This window comes from Clostridium sp. MCC328, from assembly GCF_018785465.1.
GTDB lineage: Bacteria > Bacillota > Clostridia > Lachnospirales > Lachnospiraceae > Pilosibacter > Pilosibacter fragilis.
The window spans coordinates 1-20,256 of record NZ_WQPW01000048.1 but is presented as its reverse complement, the minus strand read 5'-3'; the positions used below and the strand labels follow the sequence as shown (position 1 = coordinate 20,256).

The following is a 20,256-nucleotide window of genomic DNA, read 5'->3' as shown; positions in this document are numbered from 1 at the left end:
ATAAATTTAACTATAAAAGGAGAGACAGCAATGCGAGAACACAAGAATTTCTGGGACAGAAATGCAGGTCTGTATGACTGCTTTATGCGAAAAGACAGGGCAGTATACGAGAAAATGTATGAGCTGATCCGTCCGGTCGTGAAAGACAAAACAGTGCTGGAGGTGGCTACCGGAACGGGACTGATCGCCAAGCACATCGTAAAAGCAGCGGCACACATCGAGGCGACGGATGCCTCTCCGGAAATGATTACAGAGGCCAAACGGGGGAATTACTCTGCGAAGCTGCATTTTTCCGTGCAGGATATGTTTTCTCTGCCATACGCGAGCAAATCATTCGATGTGGTAATCGTATCAAACGCACTGCACATTGTGCCTCAGCCAGAAAAATCATTGCGAGAGATCAAACGGGTGCTGAAGGATGACGGTGTGCTGATCGCGCCTACCTTTACGCACGCAGAAAACTCATTTCCCGGCAAGGTCAAAGCCTTTTTCATGAATCTGGCAGGCTTTCCTCTCCACAGCAAGTGGACGAGTGAAGAATACCTAAAATTTCTGCAACAGAATGATTGGACAGTGCGAAAAAGTGTTGTTCTAAAGGCCTCTTTTCCGCTGACCTATACGGAATGTGTGAAATCGGAGGTGTGATATGTCCTTCTTTGAAAACACCCGCAAGCCCGTAGGCCTTGGCGGGAAAATCATGGTCGCCATGATGAACTTCGGACACAGCGCAATGGCAGCGTGGGGTCTGCGCTTTTTACAGCCTGCCCCGGATGCCATGGTGCTGGACTGCGGCTGCGGCGGCGGGGCGAACATCAAAACGCTGTTGAAGCTGTGTCCCAAGGGCAAGGTGCAGGGCATCGACTACTCGGCTGTCAGCGTGGAAAAAGCGCGAAAAGTCAATGCAGGTGCCATTGCAGCAGGACGGTGTACCGTGCAACAGGCAAGTGTGGTAGAACTGCCGTTTGAAGCGGAGCAGTTTGATGTGGTGACCGCCTTTGAAACAGTCTACTTCTGGCCGGAACTTGCGCAGAATTTCAGAGAGGTTTATCGAGTGCTGAAGCCCGGCGGAATCTTTTTCATTTGTAACGAAGCAAACGGCGAAACAGTAAAAGACAACAGATGGACACAAATTATCAATGGCATGACCATCTACACGGATACTGCACTGAAAGAGTATCTGGAGCAAGCAGGCTTTGGCAGGGTTCAGAGTCACAAAAATAAAAAGGGATGGCTGTGTGTCACAGCACAGAAATGAGGTGCGATCATGTCGAAAAAAGCAACGGAATTTCAAAGAAAAGCAATGAGCCGGATGTACCGGGGCAAGGAGATCTTTAAGCCTTTGAACACTGGCTGGATCGATGAAAATGTCGCTTGTGTGCGAGAGTGGGTGGCAAATATCTTCTTCTACCGCAAGGGCGATACCACCATTATGATTGATGCCGGATACAACTATGACCGTCTGGCGGAGAAAATGAGCTGGCTCGGTATCGACCCGCATTCCATCCGGCACATCCTCATCACTCATCAGGACACCGACCATGTAGGTGCGGTGGAGGCGGACAGTCCGGGACTGTTTCGGGATGCTGCGCTGTATATTGGCGAGATCGAGAACCGCTATCTGACCGGCGAGGTGCGCCGCAGGGTCATTTACCACCTTTACAAGCTGCCGCAGGTGACGATCAACAATGAAAAAGTGCTGCTGCACGACGATGAGGTCATCGATATCGACGGGATCAGAATCGAGAGCTTTCTCGTTCCCGGTCATACATGGGGACACATGGTATACCTTGTGGACGGGAAATATCTCTTTACCGGCGATACTATCTGGTTCGGCGCGGACGGCGGCTACAGCTTCATTTCCTCGCTGGCGGAGGACAATAAGCTGGCTGTGCAGTCACTGGCGGAGCTGGAGCGGAAACTGCGCGCACGTGGGCTACATCCATATTTCATCACCGGTCACACGGGATGGACGGACAATTTTGCCTTTGCGTTTGCCCACAAAGACAAGCGCTGTTCACCATTCAAAAAACGAGTACACGACCCATCGGCGCCCTATGATGCCTACGACGAATCGGATGACACCGAAGAAAATGCAAAGAGCGGTTTTCTGAAAGGCGTGGGAAGATGAAGGACAGCGAATTACAAATTGACCGTAGCTGCCATGTGCTATACTCCAAAACCTGCAAGAAGGAGATACAGTCGAAAATCGCCCTGTATTACCCGGAAGCGGAGCGGGAGATGATATGGGAAAAGGTGCAGCGGCAGTATGTAGATTTCCTTTCGGACTGGCGCAAAAATCTGGGCGGGAAACGGAACTTTCACAACGGCGCAGGCGGCACCTATGACTGCATCGCTATCATGAGCTACTATGTAGTCTGCAAACCGGTTACATCCTTCCGTGAGATCGAGGAAATTGAGGAAAATCTGATCCTGCCGTCCTTCCGCAAACTGAAATTCGTGAACTGTAATAAGCCGTTCTGGAAAAAACTGATGCACATGGCGTTTCTACGGGCAAAAGCGGGCTGTGACAAGTGGCACGATTATGAAATGACGGTGGCTCCTTACGAAAAGAACAAGCCGATCTATTATGAATTTACCGCCTGTCCCGCAGCGGAATTTGCTATCAGAAACGGCCTTACAGAGATCATGCCCGCCCTGTGCAATGTGGATTTTGCAGCGATGGAGCTGCTTCACGCAAGGCTGGTGCGGACGACCACCTGCGCGAATGGCTGTAAGTGCGACTACACCATCTGCGGCGATCAGGACTCATACTTAAAGGAACATCCCGAATACCGGGACGAAAACGGATACAGGAGGAACAGGTAATGCTGTTTCAAACATACGGCGACAGGAATCATCCTGCTGTTTTGTTTTTTCATGCAATGGGCGTGACGGGGGAGAGCAGCGAACCGGTTGCGAAATATTTACAAGATCGGTATTTCTGCATTCTGCCTACCTCCACCGTGTACTGCAAAGGGCAGAAATATGTCAGCAAGGCGGACGAGGTTCGTCAAGTGGAAGCATATCTGAAATCGCAGGAAGTGGAACACCTTGAACTGGTTGTGGCTTCTTCGATCGGTGCCGATCTTGCCATGGCGTTTTTGACAAGTACGAAGCTGCCCATTGGATACGTTTTCTTCGACGGCGGGCAGTTTGCGCAAATCGGGAAAGGAACGCGCCGCGTGATGGCACCGTTTTTGTATCTGGCCATCAAGAGCCTGTATTGGTCAAAGGGCGGCACACTGAAAAAGATCCTGTGGTGTGATGATGATTCCATAAAGCCGTATTTTATAGCCGCAGGGAAAAATCTGACCTACACAAATTTGCGGCGACAGATTCTGGACAGCCTGGAGGATAAACCCTTTCCAGCACTTTCCGAAGAACTGCAAAAGCATCTCTATTTCGAGTTTGGCAGCATAGAAGATCATTTCAAATACCGTCAAGCGGTGATAGAAGCCTATCCCCGCGGCAATTACCCCGTATTTGAGGGATACGATCACATGCAATATCAGATTCGTGATCCGAAGGGCTTTGCTGAAATGCTGGCATTTATCGCTGAGCAGGACGGTATGCCGAAGCTGCCGTTTATCAGAAAGTGAGAGGACCCGATATGAAATACAAAATCGAGAAAAACACCGTGCAGGAGACGCTGATCCTCCCGCTGTATTCCCGGAAGCTGTGTACCGAGCTGTATCCGAACCTTTACCGGGACGAGACGGCGGTGCATCTGATCGACCAGATCGACTACGATTTTTCGCAGGCAGAGAAAAATTCCCGCAGCCTGATGCAGCGTTTCGGTGCGCTGGAGGTCGCCATGCGGCAGAATGACCTTGCGTGGGAGGTACGGAATTATCTGAAAACCCATCCCAGCGCAGCGGTGGTCAACCTCGGCTGCGGGCTGGACAACACTGGCAAAGCCTGCGACAACGGCAGATGTAAGATCTACAATCTGGACTTCCCGGATGTGATTGCCCTGCGGCAGCAGCTGCTACCCGCCGGGGAGCGGGAACAAAACATCCCCTGTGACCTGAAAGACCCCGCATGGTTTGACAAGATCGATGCCTCCGGCGGGGCGGTGTTTTTTGCCTCCGGGGTGTTCTATTACTTTCTGACCCAGCAGGTCAAGGCACTGGTGCAGGGAATGGCGGACGCTTTCCCCGGCGGGGTACTGGTATTTGATGCTGCCAACCGTACGGCGGTGAAGATGATCGCCAAAACGTGGCTTAGGACGGCGAAAATCAAGGATGTGGGAGCATATTTCGCGGTTTCGGATGCGAAAAGCGAGCTTTCCCCATGGGACAGCCGTTTGCAAGTATCCAGCAGGGGCTATATGATGGGCTACAACGATTTGAAAGATCCTTCTGTCAGCGGCTTTTTCCGATTTCTCGCCAAGGTCGGGGACAACGGGATGAAAATGCAGATCGTGAAGATCGGATTTGGAGGCAAGCTATGAAAATTCTGGTATATGGTGCAGGCGTTCTGGGGTGCAATCTGGCAAGAAATCTGCTGCGCGCCGGAAAGGATGTCACTCTGCTTGCGCGGGGAAACTGGGCTGCGGAGATCAAGCAGAATGGCCTGCAGATCAAGGACAAATTTTCGCTCCGCACCTCGGTCAGCCGCATTCCGGTGGTGACTGAACTTGCACCGGATGCAATGTACGATGTGATCTTTGTGGTCCTGCGCTATACACAGCTGGATTCCGCTCTGGACACGCTGCGGGCGAACCGGACGAAAAACATCGTATTTGTGGGCAACAACGTACAGACAAAAACATTGGCGGCAGCACTGCCGGAAAAGAACGTCCTGTTTGCCTTTGCGCTTTCTGCCGGGCATCGGGAGGCTGACCGGGTGGTCTCCATCGACCTGAAGAAGATCACCATCGGGCAGCTGACGGGTGCATCCTCCAATAAACAGTTGATCGGGCGCATCTTCCACGGCACAAAATATAAGGTTGTTTACGAGCCGAACATGGAGGACTATCTGCTCTGCCATGCCGCGTTTGTGATGCCTGCGGCCTTCGCCTGCTATAAGACAGACGGCGACCTGAAAAAGCTCAGGGGAGATACCGCGTACCTGAACCGTGTGCTGGATGCCAACATCGAGGGATACCGCGCCATCCGAGATGCCGGGCACACCATTCTGCCCAAGGAGGATGCAGACTTTGAAGGGGAGAAATACCGCAAGACCTGCCTGCGCTTTTTCAAGCTGATGTGCACCACCTCGCTGGGGAAACTCTGCGCCTCCGATCATGCTATGAACGCCATCGACGAAATGAGTGCGCTGAACAGGGATCTCAAAAAGTTTTTCGATGAGCATGGTGCAGCCTACCCAGTGTGGCAGGCGCTGGAAGCGGAAGCCGGGAGGTATCTGCGATGAAGTATGCCGGAATGCCCTTTGGGATGTGGGTGCTGTTTGCTGGCTCCTTTCAAAAGCAGCTGACCGCTGTGCTGGGCTATGATGCAGCTACCGCAAAAGCCATCACGAAAAAGGCGAAGCCGCAATATCAGCAGATCATCCGCAGGCTGCCGGAGTTCGAAAAAGCTGACCGTTTCAAAATGAATCTTGTCAACTGCGCCATGATCGGAGCGTTCATTCTTTCTATGCCGCAGCGCCCGGAGGTGGACAGGCTGACGGATTACTACGCAAGATCCATGATGACAAAGCCCATGCAGTGGTTTTGCCGCGAAAGCGGAAAAAGCAAGTTTACCCCAAAGGATATTGCCGCTATGAAGGCAACCGCCGATCTAAAAGCCGCCGACCGCAACCCCTACTCGTGGAACATGGAGTTTTACGAATACCCGGATGGCAGCGGTTACGAGGGACGCTTTACCAAATGCGGCATCTGTGTGCTGATGAAGGAGCTGGGGCTGTATGACCTGACCCCCGCCCTGTGCCATCTGGACTACACCATGAGCGAAGCGGGCGGCGTGACCGACTTTGTGCGGCAGTACACCCTTGCTTCCGGTGGGCCCTACTGCGACTGCGGGTACAAAAAGAAAGGGTAATTTATTTGAAGGAGGTCTTTTCGTGAAAAAACAGTCCGATCTTTCCCGGCTGATGAGCTATGCCGGGATCTACCGATATTTCACCTACGCTTCGTGGGTGCTGTCTGCAATCAGTGCACTGGTGGCGCTGATGCCATTCGTATACATTTGGAAAATCCTGCGGGATGTGTTGAAGACCGCTCCGGACTACGCGCAGGCGGTAAACATTCCCCATTATGGCTGGATGGCGGTGGGGTTTGCGGTGATGTCCTACCTCATTTACATTGCGGCATTGATGTGTTCCCATCTGTCGGCGTTCCGGGTGGCGACCAATCTGCGGCTGGCGGTGTCGGAGCATCTGGCGGTGCTGCCGTTGGGCTTCACCGAAACCTTTGGCAGCGGCAAGCTGCGCAAGATTATCCACGAGAGCACCGGAGCCGCCGAGACCTATCTTGCCCACCAGCTGCCTGACCAATACAACGCCATTGCTACTCCGGTGGGGCTGCTGGTTTTGCTGCTGGCGTTCGACTGGCGGCTGGGGCTATTGAGCCTTGCACCGGTGGTGCTGGCCTTCCTCATCATGGCGACCATGACCGGCAAGAGGATGGCCGAAAAAATGCGGCAGTATGGCAACGCACTGGAGTCTATGTCCAACGAGGCGGTGGAGTACGTCCGGGGCATCCCGGTAGTCAAGATCTTCGGGCAATCGGTGTTTTCCTTCAAAAAGTTCAAGGCCACCATTGATGAGTACGAAAAGTGGGTCGTTTCCTACACCAAAGACCTGCGCCTGCCCATGATGTTTTACACCGCCGCTGTCAACGGTGTATTCGCCTTTTTGATCGCTGGCGGGCTGCTGTTTACGGCCCACGGTGTCACGCCGGAGTTTCTGCTGAATCTACTGTTTTACATCATCATCACCCCGGTGATCTCCCTGACGCTGACCCGCATAATGTATATGAGCGAGAACAAAATGGTGGTGGAAGATGCGCTGGCACGCATCGACTCGGTGCTGGAGGCAGTGCCGATGCAGGTGCGGGAGGTTCCTCAGCACCCGCAGGATGCTTCTGTTATACTGCAGGACGTGCATTTTGGCTACGACGGAAAAACCGAGGTCATCAAGGGCGTTTCGCTGGAGATTCAGCCGGGGCAGACCGTGGCTTTTGTAGGCCCCTCCGGCGGCGGCAAATCCACGCTGGCCAACCTTATCTGCCGGTTCTTTGATGTGCAGAGCGGAAACGTCCGGGTGGGCGGAGCTGATGTACGGGATATCCCCAAGGAAGAACTGATGGACACCATCTCCTTTGTGTTTCAGAACAGCCGCCTGCTCAAGGGCAGCATTCTGGATAATGTCCGGTTGGGCAGACCGCAGGCCGCCGAAGCCGATGTTCTGGCAGCGTTGAAAGCGGCGCAGTGCATGGATATTATAGAAAAGCTCCCGGCGGGCATCCATACCGTTATCGGCACCAAGGGCGTGTATCTGTCCGGCGGCGAGCAGCAGCGCATTGCCATTGCCCGCGCCATGCTGAAAAATGCCCCCATCCTGATCATGGACGAGGCCACCGCCTTTGCTGACCCGGACAATGAAGCAAAAGTACAGGCCGCTTTCGCCCAGCTTGCCAAGGGCAAAACGGTGCTGATGATCGCACACCGTCTGTCCACAGTAGCCAACGCCGACTGCATTTATGTGGTGCAGGACGGGCAGATTGCGGAGTCCGGTACAAAGGATGAGTTGTGTGCGCAGAATGGCCTGTTTGCCCGAATGTGGCAGGAGTATCAGGCCTCGGTGCAGTGGAAGGTCGCAAAGGAGGGGAAGGAATGATTGAAAAAATTCAACACGCAACGGCCAGCTCCCCGGAGGGCGCAAAGGGACTCGTAAAGGGCGTTCTGGCCTGTGCGTTCCAGAACATGGCGTTCATGCTGCCTACAGGGCTGCTGTATCTTCTGGTAAAAGACCTGCTGGCAGGCTCCACGAGTGGGAGAAGCACCTTTTATCTTCTGGGGTGCGTTGCCTGCTTTGCACTGATTTTACTGACCACATGGTTCCAGTACAATGGCACCTATTTTACAACCTATAAAGAGAGCGGTACGCGCCGCCTGACCCTTGCAGAGCGGCTGCGCAAGCTGCCCCTGTCCTTTTTTGGCAAGCGCGATCTTGCCGATTTGACCAGCACCATCATGGCGGACTGCGAGGTGCTGGAAAAGGACTGCTCCCACTTCATCCCAGGTCTGTTCGGTTCCCTCATCTCTACGGTGCTCATTGCCCTGAGCCTGTTCACCTTCGATTGGCGGATGGCACTGGCGGCGCTGTGGGTCATCCCGGTATCTGTTGCCATTGTGGTGGGCAGCTACCGGGTGCAGGATCGGGTGCAGACCAAGACCATGGCGGCGAAAATGGCCTGTGCGGACGGTATTCAGGAGTACATCGAGACCCTCCGGGACCTGAAAGCCAGCAATGCAGAGCAGCGGTATCTGTCTGGCCTTTCCGACAAAATTCGGGCAGTGGAAAAGCAGTCCATCACAGCAGAGCTGGAAACAGCGCTGTTTGTGTCCTCTGCTGCCATGGTGCTCAAGCTGGGCATCGCATCGGTGGCGCTCACCGGCTCGGTGCTGCTGGTGCAGGGCAGTATCGACGTACTGACCCTGTTTCTGTTCCTGATGGCGGCATCCCGGATGTACGACCCCATGCAGGGCGCGTTGCAGAATCTGGCGGCGGTCATTGCCATGCGCACCAATGTGGGGCGGATGAACGAGATTCTGGACGCTCCCCTGCAGACCGGCAGCGAGCAGCTGACCAATCAGGGCTGCGATATCGTGTTTGACCATGTGGGCTTTGCCTATAACTCCGGCGAGACGGTGCTGCGGGATGTCTCCTTTACCGCAAAGCAGGGGGAGGTCACGGCACTGGTGGGCCCATCCGGCGGCGGCAAGACCACCGTTTCCCGGCTGGCAGTACGGTTCTGGGATTACCAGAAGGGCCGTATCACCGTGGGTGGCATGGATGTTTCCCAAATCGACCCGGAAAAACTGATGAACCTGTATTCCATCGTCTTTCAGGATGTGACACTATTTGACAACACAATTCTGGAAAACATCCGTCTGGGACGCAAGGGGGCCACCGACGAGGAGGTCCTTGCGGCGGCAAAGCTGGCAAACTGCGAGGAATTTGCCGAAAAGCTGCCGGACAAGTGGAACACCAACATCGGCGAGAATGGCTGCGCTCTTTCCGGCGGTGAGCGTCAGCGCATTTCCATCGCCCGCGCCTTCCTGAAGGATGCACCCATCATCCTGCTGGACGAGGCCACCGCCAGTCTGGATGTCGAGAATGAAACAGCGATTCAGGAAGCACTGTCGCGTCTGATTAAGGATAAAACGGTTCTCATTATCGCGCACCGAATGCGCACGGTTTCCAGTGCAGATAAGATTGTGGTGCTCAAAGATGGAACGGTTGCCGAACAGGGAGCGCCTGCACAGTTACTGCTTGAGGGCGGCATCTTTGCCCACATGGTTCAGCTCCAGACTGTAAGCCAAGGCTGGACGCTCGCAAAGGCATAACAGAGAAGAAAAGCGAAACGGTCTGAGCCCTGTGTGCAGCACGGGATACAGATATGCTGGATTTGAACCTGCCAAAGAATAGTTATGTGTTTTTACGTAAACATCTGGAGGAAGGCGTATATCAAGTTTCTGCTGTTTCTGCATCGGATGTACTGAAACGAAATACAGACTCTTTACGCTGTGCGGTCGAGAATGATGTGTTTGACTCGCTTCCGCAGGATTCGCTTTTGAACGAGTTGGAAATGGGGGATTAGGTGCAATATAACTGCTGACGGCGTAGAATCTTGGTGGCTAACTTGGTGGATATATTGATGGGTGTCATCTTCTAAGTTATCATGGGTTGTGTCATAGGACTTATCATTGGCTGTGCCCATGATAGAGTGATCATGAGTGATTTGCTGATCGAACTGTCCTGTATGCAGGATTGGCCTGGAGCACAGGAGACTGTGCAGGAAATCCTGAAAGGGGACGAGTAGAAAAAAGAGCAGCTGCATGAGCAGGAAGTGCAGAAGGAAGAAGAAAATAGACAGAGCAGTTGATGGTGGAATGTCCGGTGCAGTGTGGGTGTAATGCTCATGTTGCATCGGGCTTTTTTGTAAAAATAATTTTTAATAATGTTGATTTTTAACTGCTCTTAACTCAAATATTGCATCTTAACTCAAAAAGAGTTATAATACAGAAAAAGAGTTAAGATTGCAGGTGATGACATGGAATATCTCGATAAAGTTCTGGGAGTCAAGGTTACCTATGATGATGTAGAGTTTAAGCATTTGCCCAATTTTATAGCCACAAGGTACCGTTTACAGATGGTGTCAATGAATGAACAGAAAATGATTTTTCTTTATCCTAAGACAGAACTGGAGCAGATTGAAGTACTGAAAAAACATATTGCTCGGATACAGAAAAATGAGAACTTGCCTGTTGTGCTGGTGCTAAGAGAACTTAGCTTTCGCCAGAAAGAATATTTGATTCGTGAGAAGATTCCATTTATTGTAGATGGAAAGCAAATTTACTTGCCTTTTATGGCAGTGTATTTGCAGGAACGGTGCAGCGCCGAAAAAAAGACACGGGAGGAAATACTTCCAGCGGCGCAGATGCTTCTACTGCATTTCATTTATGGAGGTGCACAGGAACTATCTACAAGTCAAGCTGCGAAGGACTTGGAATTGACACCTACTTCTATATCAAGGGCATCAAGACAGCTTGAAGAAATGGGATTGCTGCATATCAGAAAAGTCGGTGTGCAGAGGATCATGCAATCTGAGGATTCTCCGAAAACACTGTTCCAAAAAGCAGGAGATAAGTTGCTGAATCCAATAAAACGAACGGTTTACATTCCGAAAGAATTGGTGGGAACAGAGCTGTTGGAAAGTGGATATTCGGCGTTGGCAGAGTATTCCATGCTGAACACACCGAATGTCAGATGTTATGCGGCAGAAAGAATCTCTCAATGGAAAGATGTTATGACCAATAGCTTGCAGAATTCGTTGGTGCAAGTGGCCGTAGAGATGTGGAGATACAATCCACGAAAATTGTCCACGCGAAACATTGTAGATGAGCTTTCGCTGGCATTGGCATTGAGAGAAGATGCAGATGAACGGGTTGAAGAAGCAGTAGAAGAAATGTTGAATGAGCTGTGGAGGAAGATAGATGGTTACAGGAATTGATAGCTTTAAGGAATGGTTCAAGGGCAGTGAAGAACAATATGCTATCATTGGTGGAACTGCGTGTGACATTCTGATGACGGAGGAGGGACTGGACTTCCGTGCGACAAAGGATATTGACCTTGTTTTGATTATAGAAGCAGTTGACGCAAATTTCGGAAAGAAATTTTGGGAATATGTAAAACAGGCGGGATATGAGCATTGCAACAAAAGTTCGGGTGTGCCGCAGTTTTATCGGTTTAGTCACCCAATTACAAATCAGTATCCTGCAATGATTGAACTTTTCACGCGAAAGCTGGATGCCATCCAACTTCCAGAAGATGCAGTGCTAACACCGTTACCGATGGATGAAGATATTTCGAGTCTGTCTGCTATTCTTTTGGACGATGATTACTATGAATTTTTGAAGCAGGGGAAAGTCACCGTTGATGGAGTGACTGTCTTGGATGCGGCATATTTGATTCCGTTTAAGGCAAAAGCGTGGATGGATTTGGCAGATCGTAAGGCCGCAGGAGAACACGTTGATAGCAAAAATATCAAGAAACATAAGAATGATGTTTTCCGTCTGACGGAGTTGATTGATCCCACCGCCAAGGTAGTGGCTCCCCAAGGAGTTTATGCCGATATTCAAGAGTTTGTCCAGCGTATGAAAAATGAAAACGTGGATATTAAACAGTTGGGGCTGGTTGGCAGAACAAAGGAAAAGATTCTGGAAGAATTAAAAGCAATGTACGAGACACTTTAATATAGATATTTGAACAGACAAGGGCATGTCAGCAAGGATTCGATTGACTTGACCCAATAACAATCAGAGAATAAAAACGGAAAAACTGTTTTTAGATGATGGAACCCCATGAAAATACTCTGCATCACAGCACAAAGACTTTGATGCATTGGCCGTGACTCAAATGGTCACCAGGAGATAAACGGATAACAGTTTACAGAACACAGAATAGAATCGTCTTTGATGCCGCATTGGGAAACCAACGGGGTATTTTTTTGCCTCAATCAGGCTGCACAGAGCACTGAAAAAACCAAAGCGAACAGTAGGTAGTCCTGCAAGCGGACAAACAAATGAGGGCGGGAAAAGTAGCCTATTACACACCGACAGAGAATGTGGTATAATCCTTGAGAAAACATTGTATGGAAAGGACAAACACGATGAACGCTCTTGATATTATGAAACGCCCTGCCGCCTACGTCAGCGGCTATGAAAACACCCCCACGGAGGAACAGAACCGTGCAAAGCAACTGTGCTGGGAGTACAACCGCACCGCTCCCAACGAACAGGAAAAGCGGCGCAGCATCCTGCAGACCCTGCTGGGCACCTGCTCTCCCATGACCGGCATTCAGCCGGACTTCCACTGTGACTATGGCTTTAACATCCATACTCACGGCTTGGCGGTCATCAACTATAACTGTGTCATTCTGGATACCTCTCCGGTAAACATCGGAGCAGGTGCCTTTATTGCCCCCGGCGTATGCCTTGCCTGCTCCGGTCATGCCATCGACCCGGAGCAGCGCAGCCATGGCATTGGCACCTCAGCACCTATTACGCTGGAGGAAAACGTCTGGATCGGTGCAAATTCCACCGTCTGCGGCGGCGTTACCATCGGGGCAGGCTCGGTTATCGGGGCGGGAAGCGTCGTCACCCATGACATTCCCGCCGGTGTCATCGCTGCAGGGGTGCCCTGCAAGGTGATCCGCCCCATTACCGAAAAAGATAAGTTCAAGCCGGAGGATATTCTGTTCTGAGAAATTCAGATCGGAAATGCTGAAAAAACATACGCACAAGCTCTCCGGGGACATTTTTGTTTTTCGCCATGCTTTTCTACGGGGAGAAGGCATGGTATACCGGGAACGACAATTCGGAATTTGTGGAGGAGAATATTTATGTGTTTTGTATGTGACAGGATTAAAGAAACTAGAGTTGGCAACAACCCATTTTTTGTAAAAGAACTTGAAACAGGATATGTGGTGATTGGGGATTATCAGCATTTTAAAGGGTATACTTTGTTTCTATATAAGACCCATGTTGTTGAATTATTTGATCTTGATGCAGAAGTGAGAGCAAAGCATTTATATGAAATGACACTTGTTTCTGAAGCCGTAAAAAAAGCTTTCGGAGCACAAAAAATGAATTATGAATGTTTGGGAAACGGGGATGGCGGAGCACATATTCACTGGCATTTATTTCCGAGGATGACCGGCGATATAGAGAACTATGGAAACAACGGCAGAGGACCTGTTTGGTGGTACCCGAGGGATAAGATGTACGCTGATGATAACAGACCTAGCGCTGAGGAACTTGAAGAACTGAAAAGTAAGCTTCTTTGCGAACTAGACAAACTGTTGATGTGAGACAAATTCTGATTAATCGATGCCAAAAGGACAAAACAGTATATCGCGGAGGCGATGGCATGAATAAATTCTACGATTTATTAAAATATATTATCTATGCGAGTTTCTACGTGATTGTGATTAAAACGGGTATGGATTTCTATGAGTATAAGCGCTTTCTGAAACTATACGAACCGAATTCTGCACCGTGGTATACGGAAGCGTTACTGTATTGCGCCGCTTCTTTTGCGGTGATTATCGTATGTTTCTCGCTTAGAGTAATCATAAAGCGAAAGATGAAGAAGGGGTGAGTCATATGTTTATGCTGTTTGAGTTTATGTTTCCAATTATCTTCGTAATGGTTTTTGGCATGATCATCTTCCAGTTTGTAGCAGGAATCGGAACATGGCATAAAAACAATCAGTCACCGCGTTTGTCGGTGAGCGCAACTGTAGTTGCAAAGCGAGAAAACGTATCGCATCACAGCCACCCAAATGGAGGTGATCCATCTGGTGCGCATGGGTATCATACGACCTCGAGTACCAGTTACTATGTAACATTTCAGGTGGAGAGCGGTGATCGGATGGAATTGCAGGTTTCCGGTAGGGAATATGGAATGCTGGCAGAAGGAGACATTGGGAAACTTACTTTTCAGGGGACGAGATATCTATCATTTGAGCGTGTGTGACGGTAGTGTCAAAGAATCTATGAAAAACTGAGTCAAATAAAAGGCTCAATTGAACCTGCCGAAACATAGTTATGTGTTTTTGCGTAAGCATCTTGAGGAAAGCGTATATCAGGTTTCTGCTGTTTCTGCATCAGATGTACTGAAACGAAATACAGACTTTTTACGCTGTGCGTTCCTGTTCGGGATAATGTCAAGATGAGCAAATCATTCTCAATTCGATTCTGCCTTATGTTGGCAGGGGCCGCACAGAAAGCATTGCCAGTTTCTTGTTTCACATTGCTTTCATAAAAATAAATGTTCCTCTTGATATTATCATAAATGATAATCTAATATATTCAGAGAATGATGAAGAGGAGAGTATCATATGGAATTGGCAGAGATTGTAATGAACCCTGCTCGGCAGAGGATTTTTCAGTATTTTTTGCTTCATGAAACTGGCACAGATAAGGAAATCAGAAAAGCACTGCCGGATATTCCAATCGCAAGCTTATATCGGCATATAAAGATTCTTGCGGATAGTTCCATCCTCATGGTTGTAGGCGAAAATCGAATCCGCGGTACGGTTGAAAGCGTTTATCAATTAAATGAGGTATATGTTCGGACGTTGTGGAGGTGAGTTATGAAAATAGAACACATTGCTTTATATGTAAAAGATCTGGAAACAGCTCGCAGTTTCTTTGTGAAGTATCTGGGCGCAAAATCAAACGAAGGCTACCATAATCTGAAAACAGGTTTCCGCTCTTATTTTCTGTCATTTGGCGATGGGGCACGGCTTGAAATTATGAACAATCCGGAAATGCTTGATTTTTCAAAGGAATTTGCCCGCACTGGGTATGCGCACATTGCATTCAGCGTAGGCAGCAAAGAAAAAGTAGATGCGTTGACCGCTGAACTGAAAACTGACGGATATGAAGTGGTCAGCGGTCCCAGGACAACCGGAGATGGTTACTATGAAAGTTGTATTATTGCAATCGAAGGCAATCAAATTGAAATTACAGTTTGACTTCAATCTTTTATTCATTAACTCTTGACAAGTAACCATTCGGTAACTATAATGAAGTTACCGAATGGTTACTTTGATAAAGGAGATAATTATGGCGGAGGGGACAAAGGAACGGATTTTGAGAACAGCACTGGAACTGTTTGCGCAGAACGGCTATCTGGGGACATCAATGAATGATATTGCAGGGCAGCTGGGAATTACGAAAGCCGCCTTATATAAGCACTATGCCAGCAAACAGGAAATCTTAGATAAGATCGTGGAGCGAATGAACAGGATGGACTATGAGCGCGCTGAGGCGTATGAAATGCCGGAAACGGAACCAGACGGCTTTGCGGAAGCATATCTGCATACCCCAATTCAAAAAATTCGTACATACAGCCTTGCCCAGTTTGACCATTGGACAAAGGAACCGTTTTCCTCCAATTTTCGTAAAATGCTGACGCTGGAGCAATACCGTGATCCCAAGCTTGCACAGCTCCACCACGACTATCTGGCGGGCGGTCCTCTGGAGTACATGGCGGCCATCTTCCGCAAGCTGGCAGATTCTGATGAGGACGCTATGCAGCTGGCGCTGGAGTTCTATGGGCCGATGTATCTTTTATACAGTGTCTACGATGGTGCAGAGGAAAAAGAAGCGGTTTCTTCTTTGTTGGCGACACATATTGATCACTTTATTGCCAAAGCTGAGTCTGATTACAGAAAGAAGGAATGAACAACATGAAAGATGGAGAAGAAGAAAAACGCTGGGTCTTATGTCCGTGGTGCGGTGCCAAGACGCGCTTGCAGATATTGCGGGAAACGGAATTAGTAACTTTTCCTCTGTTTTGTCCTAAATGCAGGCATGAGAGTATTATCAATGCAAAAAATTTTATCGTTGAAACCAAACTGCCAGACGCAAAGACGCAGTGCTGATCGCAAAACGATCATGCGCTGCGTCCTTTTTTGAAAGGAAGGCTGCTATGGAGGCAATTGTTTACACCACCAAAGGAGGATCTACTATGGATGCAATTAAGAATATTATTATTCGTCTGGAAACAAAAGAAGATTACAGAGCTGTCGAAAACCTGACCCGTGAGTCATTCTGGAATGTCTACCGCCCGGGCTGCATGGAGCACTATGTGCTGCACTGTTATCGGAATGACCCGGCATTTGTGCCGGAGCTGGATTTTGTGATGGAACTGGGCGGTGAGCTGATCGGGCAGGTCATCTATGTGCGGTCAGAAATCGAGTGTGATGACGGGCGAACCCTACCGATCATGACCTTCGATCCCATCGGCATCGCACCCGCATACAAGCGGCAGGGCTACGGAAAGCAGCTGCTTGACTATTCCATGGAAAAAGCCAGGGAAATGGGAGCAGGGGCGCTTGCCATTACCGGCAATATAGACTTTTACGGCAAGTCTGGCTTTGTTCCGGCCAAAACTAAGGGCGTGCGCTATGCCGACGACCCGGAGGCGGACTATTTCCTCATCAAAGAACTGAAACCCGGATTTCTGGACGGTGTCTCAGGCACTTACAAAGACCCCGATGGGTATTTTGTCTGTGAGAAAGATCCGGAGGGGTTTGAACAGTTTGAAGCCACTTTCCCGTTTTCGCCAATGTAGAACATCCGTACCCGCCCGGATTTCACGAGATACAAATTGGATGAACGGTCTCCCTGCATATATAAAATATTCCCAGTCCGAATCACAAACTCAGTTCCGACTTCCTCAAAAAGTGGATAATATCTGCTCGATAGTATTATGGTAATTACAAGAATCATGCCGCTTCGTGTTGGCAAAGTCTGCACAGAAAGTCGGGTGATCAGTGACATCATTGATTATACGGTTTGTCTGATTTGCCGAGATGAGCTTGGAATGATTTTTGATACATTGGCCGTGACTCAAATGGTCACCAGGAGAGAAATGAATAACAGTTTACAGAAAACAGAATAGAAATATCTTCGATGCCTCGTTGGAAAAACAACGGGGCGTTTTTTACCCCCATCAGGCTGCATAGAGCACTGAAAAAGTCAAAACGAACAGTAGGCAGCCCCACAAGGACAACCAAAGCGCGCCTACGGGGCCAACGCGTAATCGGAGAGCTCTTGTTAAACGTACTTTCTTTTGCTATAATATTTTTCAACATAATACGTTGCTTTTGTGCAATATAATGGTATTTATACATCTTTCTTCTGGAAGAAACAGGGCTTGTTATTGAGCGCGCGGAAGAGTGATAAAAAGAAGACAGAGATACTGATCATTGTATAGTGGTTCTGAAAAATGGATCGGAAATTTCATACTGGAATGGTACCACTTGAAAAGTAGGAAGGTGAGATGCGAATGAATTGGGCAGACGGAAAAATGCGGTGCTGCTGGGCAAATCCAAAAAACGAACGGTACATCCGTTATCACGATGAGGAATGGGGCGTTCCGGTGCATGATGACCGGAAGCTTTTTGAAATGCTGATCCTGGAGTGCTTTCAGGCAGGACTGTCCTGGGAATGTGTCCTGAATAAGCGGGATGCGTTTCGCGAAGCTTTTGACGGCTTCGATGTTGAAAAGGTTTGCGTCTACAAGGAGGAAAAGCTGGAAGCCTTGCGGAATGATCCCGGCATCATACGTAACCGCCTGAAAATACAGGCTGCCGTTACCAATGCACAGGCATTCCGTGAAATCCAGAAGGAATATGGCAGCTTTTCAGAGTATCTCTGGCATTGGACGGAGGGCAGCGTGATCCGGGAAACCGGGAAAACAAGTTCGGAATTATCGGATGCAATTTCCAAAGACTTAAAGAAGCATGGCATGAAATTTGTGGGAACCACGGTGGTTTATGCCTACCTGCAGGCCGTCGGCGTGATCTGGTCGCATGAGGATGAATGCTTTTGCAGGCAAGAGGATGAGATATGATGAAACAGAAACCGACAATTATTTATGAGAATACCGTTGCAGGCAGCTTCGTCCGCAGGATCAACCGTTTCACAGCGGAGGTTTTGATCGATGGGGAGACAGAGCTGGTTCATGTGAAAAATACGGGGCGTTTGCGGGAGCTTCTGGTGCCGAAAGCGAAGGTGACGCTGCAGAAGACGTTGAATATGAATCGAAAAACGGCATACGATCTGATCTCTGTATACAAGCCAAAGCTAAAATGGGTGAATATTGACAGTCTGGCACCGAATGCTCTGATGAAGCAGCTGTACATGAGCCTGAATTATGATCTTGTGAAGGCAGAACACACTTACGGAGACTCCAGAATTGATTTTTACATGGAAAAAAATGGAGAAAAATTTCTGACGGAAGTGAAGGGCTGTACGCTGGCGGATGATCTGCATCCGGGCATCGGATTGTTTCCGGACGCACCAACGGAGCGGGGGGTAAAACATTTACACGAGCTGACAAAGGCTGCAAAGGAAGGCTGCCATACAGCAATTGCCTTCGTGATTCAGATGAATGGAATTCATCGGGTGCTGCCGAATGAGACGGCACAGACGGAGTTTAAAAAGGCACTTGTGGAGGCTGCAAAGGCAGGTGTTCAGGTCGTCTGTTACAGTTGCCATGTGGAAGCTGACAGTATAAAGATCACGGGTGTAATCGAAGATACCTCAAGATTTTTGAATATGTAGGAAATGAAGGATTGCTATGATTAGAAAGTTACGGAAGACAGATATAAATAGAGTCGCTGACATATGGTTAAAGACCAATCTGAAAGCACATTCTTTTATTTCTGAACAATACTGGATAAGTAATTATGAACGAGTGAAAGAAATGCTGCCACAGGCGGAAGTTTACGTGTATGAAGATGATAAAATGATTCAGGGATTTTTAGGCGTAATGGATGAATAAATTGAAGGTATTTTTGTTTCGGATAAAATGCAGTCACATGGTATAGGCAAAAGTTTGCTGGATTATATCAAGGATAAAAAAGTCAGATTGCAGTTAAACGTATATCAGAAGAATGTCAGGGCAATGTCTTTCTACCAAAGAGAAGGATTTACGATCCAGTCGGAAAGGATGGATGAATTCACCGGCGAAACGGAATATGTAATGGATTGGGAATCAAATTGCGAGGTGTAATAATGTAAATGCGCTTTTTATTGATACAGGGAATGGGATTTTTGGGAACTATTTTGTATCTTATCAGTGTAAAAATAATAAAACACTGTTTCGGGTTCAATTTGTTTCCAGTTTTCCTTTGCCCAACCGTGATCGATAAAAGTACAATGTTTACATTGACTCTTGACAAGTACCAATCAGTAACTGTAATGAAGTTGCCGATTGGTTACTTTGCTGAGGAGAACATTATGACCGAAGGAACGGATTTTGAGGATTGCTCTGGAGGTTTTTGCACAGAACGGTTACTTAGGGACATCTATGAATGATAATGTGGGGCAGTTGGGATTTACAAAAGCGGCCCTGTATAAGTACTATTCCAGTAAACAGGGAATTCTTGATAAGATTGTGGAACAGATGAACAGGATGGACTATGAGCGTGACGCGGAATATGAAATGCCGGAAACGGAACCGGACGGCTTTGCGGAAGCACTAAAATTATGCAATAAACATGGAGAAAGTCAGGTGACGATCGATGAAATATATCCATATCACGAAAGAGAACATTGATAAGGAGCACATCTGCTGTGCCATGTCCGGCAAGCAGGCTCTTGCAAAAAAGGAGTGGCTGAAGAAGCGCTTTGATGAGGGACTTGTCTTTTATCGCAGTGAGGAGCGTGGAAAGTGCTTTATCGAATATATTCCAGCGGAAAACGCATGGGTACCCATTGAAGCAGGAGGCTGGCTTTATATCAACTGCCTTTGGGTTTCCGGCTCCATGAAGGGACACGGCTATTCCTCAGAACTGCTTTCCGAGTGTATCCGGGACGCGAAAGAACAGGGAAAGAAAGGTATTTGCATTCTGTGCGCCGAGGGACGGAAACGGGAATTTTTAGCTGATCCGAAATTTCTGAAGTATAAACCTGAATTATTCACGGAGCAGTATCTGAACTGGTAACTGTACCATGAATCCCAAAATTGACCCATGTAGCCTAAA

24 protein-coding genes and 3 pseudogenes are annotated in these 20,256 nt (G+C 48.7%); all 27 read left to right on the top strand.

Annotated elements, in window-relative coordinates:
* The first annotated feature begins 114 nt into the window (after positions 1–114).
* On the top strand, positions 115–645 hold the full coding sequence (locus GPK83_RS08445; protein WP_252196280.1) for a class I SAM-dependent methyltransferase: 531 nt from the start codon (positions 115–117) through the stop codon (positions 643–645).
* 1 nt (position 646) lies between these two features.
* Positions 647–1,255 (top strand): class I SAM-dependent methyltransferase, encoded by a 609-nt coding sequence (locus GPK83_RS08440; RefSeq protein WP_215704535.1) that lies wholly within the window; start codon positions 647–649, stop codon positions 1,253–1,255.
* A gap of 9 nt (positions 1,256–1,264) precedes the next feature.
* Positions 1,265–2,128, top strand: coding sequence for an MBL fold metallo-hydrolase (locus tag GPK83_RS08435; RefSeq protein ID WP_015553454.1), 864 nt, complete (start codon positions 1,265–1,267; stop codon positions 2,126–2,128).
* The gene (locus GPK83_RS08430) at positions 2,125–2,826 is read left to right on the top strand and encodes an L-2-amino-thiazoline-4-carboxylic acid hydrolase (protein WP_215704534.1); all 702 of its coding nucleotides are present in this window, start codon (positions 2,125–2,127) and stop codon (positions 2,824–2,826) included. Before GPK83_RS08435 ends, GPK83_RS08430 begins: the two co-directional genes overlap by 4 nt.
* Positions 2,826–3,599 carry a hypothetical protein gene (locus GPK83_RS08425; protein WP_215704533.1) on the top strand — a complete coding sequence of 258 codons (774 nt, stop codon included), beginning with the start codon at positions 2,826–2,828 and terminating at the stop codon, positions 3,597–3,599. The genes GPK83_RS08430 and GPK83_RS08425 overlap by 1 nt, the downstream gene beginning before the upstream one ends.
* Positions 3,600–3,610: 11 nt before the next feature.
* Positions 3,611–4,453 (top strand): class I SAM-dependent methyltransferase, encoded by an 843-nt coding sequence (locus tag GPK83_RS08420; RefSeq protein WP_215704532.1) that lies wholly within the window; start codon positions 3,611–3,613, stop codon positions 4,451–4,453.
* Positions 4,450–5,376 (top strand): 2-dehydropantoate 2-reductase N-terminal domain-containing protein, encoded by a 927-nt coding sequence (locus GPK83_RS08415; protein ID WP_215704531.1) that lies wholly within the window; start codon positions 4,450–4,452, stop codon positions 5,374–5,376. Before GPK83_RS08420 ends, GPK83_RS08415 begins: the two co-directional genes overlap by 4 nt.
* Entirely contained in the window at positions 5,373–6,005 is a 633-nt protein-coding gene (locus GPK83_RS08410) for an L-2-amino-thiazoline-4-carboxylic acid hydrolase (protein WP_117514008.1), read from the top strand. Before GPK83_RS08415 ends, GPK83_RS08410 begins: the two co-directional genes overlap by 4 nt.
* A 22-nt stretch (positions 6,006–6,027) precedes the next feature.
* Positions 6,028–7,803: an ABC transporter ATP-binding protein gene (locus GPK83_RS08405; RefSeq protein WP_215704530.1), complete on the top strand. Its 1,776-nt coding sequence runs from the start codon at positions 6,028–6,030 to the stop codon at positions 7,801–7,803.
* Positions 7,800–9,536 (top strand): ABC transporter ATP-binding protein, encoded by a 1,737-nt coding sequence (locus GPK83_RS08400; RefSeq protein ID WP_117514010.1) that lies wholly within the window; start codon positions 7,800–7,802, stop codon positions 9,534–9,536. The genes GPK83_RS08405 and GPK83_RS08400 overlap by 4 nt, the downstream gene beginning before the upstream one ends.
* 53 nt (positions 9,537–9,589) lie before the next feature.
* Positions 9,590–9,790 carry a hypothetical protein gene (locus GPK83_RS08395; RefSeq protein ID WP_242994101.1) on the top strand — a complete coding sequence of 67 codons (201 nt, stop codon included), beginning with the start codon at positions 9,590–9,592 and terminating at the stop codon, positions 9,788–9,790.
* 453 nt (positions 9,791–10,243) lie between these two features.
* Complete coding sequence (locus GPK83_RS08390; RefSeq protein WP_117514012.1) at positions 10,244–11,203, top strand: MarR family transcriptional regulator; 960 nt, start codon at positions 10,244–10,246, stop codon at positions 11,201–11,203.
* A complete protein-coding gene (locus GPK83_RS08385) occupies positions 11,187–11,945 on the top strand; it encodes a hypothetical protein (RefSeq protein ID WP_117514014.1) in 759 nt (252 codons plus the stop codon). Before GPK83_RS08390 ends, GPK83_RS08385 begins: the two co-directional genes overlap by 17 nt.
* Before the next feature lie 383 nt (positions 11,946–12,328).
* Positions 12,329–12,955 (top strand): sugar O-acetyltransferase, encoded by a 627-nt coding sequence (locus GPK83_RS08380; protein ID WP_333549845.1) that lies wholly within the window; start codon positions 12,329–12,331, stop codon positions 12,953–12,955.
* Between the two features lie 138 nt (positions 12,956–13,093).
* Entirely contained in the window at positions 13,094–13,561 is a 468-nt protein-coding gene (locus GPK83_RS08375) for an HIT family protein (protein ID WP_117471164.1), read from the top strand.
* A 295-nt stretch (positions 13,562–13,856) separates the two neighbouring features.
* Entirely contained in the window at positions 13,857–14,228 is a 372-nt protein-coding gene (locus GPK83_RS08370) for a DUF2500 domain-containing protein (protein WP_118298871.1), read from the top strand.
* Positions 14,229–14,592: 364 nt separating this feature from the next.
* Entirely contained in the window at positions 14,593–14,844 is a 252-nt protein-coding gene (locus tag GPK83_RS08365) for a helix-turn-helix domain-containing protein (protein ID WP_117485645.1), read from the top strand.
* Positions 14,845–14,847: 3 nt separating this feature from the next.
* Positions 14,848–15,231 carry a VOC family protein gene (locus GPK83_RS08360; RefSeq protein WP_117485647.1) on the top strand — a complete coding sequence of 128 codons (384 nt, stop codon included), beginning with the start codon at positions 14,848–14,850 and terminating at the stop codon, positions 15,229–15,231.
* 91 nt (positions 15,232–15,322) lie between these two features.
* Positions 15,323–15,943: a TetR/AcrR family transcriptional regulator gene (locus tag GPK83_RS08355; protein WP_215704529.1), complete on the top strand. Its 621-nt coding sequence runs from the start codon at positions 15,323–15,325 to the stop codon at positions 15,941–15,943.
* A 5-nt stretch (positions 15,944–15,948) separates the two neighbouring features.
* Complete coding sequence (locus GPK83_RS08350; RefSeq protein ID WP_215704528.1) at positions 15,949–16,143, top strand: cysteine-rich KTR domain-containing protein; 195 nt, start codon at positions 15,949–15,951, stop codon at positions 16,141–16,143.
* 95 nt (positions 16,144–16,238) lie between these two features.
* On the top strand, positions 16,239–16,835 hold the full coding sequence (locus GPK83_RS08345; RefSeq protein WP_215704542.1) for an N-acetyltransferase: 597 nt from the start codon (positions 16,239–16,241) through the stop codon (positions 16,833–16,835).
* 138 nt (positions 16,836–16,973) lie between these two features.
* Positions 16,974–17,054, top strand: a pseudogene (locus tag GPK83_RS08340) (relaxase); the annotation flags it as partial.
* A 492-nt stretch (positions 17,055–17,546) separates the two neighbouring features.
* Complete coding sequence (locus GPK83_RS08335; RefSeq protein WP_343221111.1) at positions 17,547–18,119, top strand: DNA-3-methyladenine glycosylase I; 573 nt, start codon at positions 17,547–17,549, stop codon at positions 18,117–18,119.
* Entirely contained in the window at positions 18,116–18,832 is a 717-nt protein-coding gene (sfsA, locus tag GPK83_RS08330; protein ID WP_215704527.1) for a DNA/RNA nuclease SfsA, read from the top strand. Before GPK83_RS08335 ends, sfsA begins: the two co-directional genes overlap by 4 nt.
* Positions 18,833–18,848: 16 nt before the next feature.
* Positions 18,849–19,283, top strand: a pseudogene (locus GPK83_RS08325) (N-acetyltransferase).
* 297 nt (positions 19,284–19,580) lie between these two features.
* Positions 19,581–19,829: a hypothetical protein gene (locus tag GPK83_RS08320; RefSeq protein ID WP_242994100.1), complete on the top strand. Its 249-nt coding sequence runs from the start codon at positions 19,581–19,583 to the stop codon at positions 19,827–19,829.
* Positions 19,795–20,181 (top strand): annotated as a pseudogene (locus GPK83_RS08315) (GNAT family N-acetyltransferase); the annotation flags it as partial. The gene GPK83_RS08320 and the pseudogene GPK83_RS08315, both read left to right, overlap by 35 nt.
* Between the last annotated feature and the right edge of the window lie 75 nt (positions 20,182–20,256).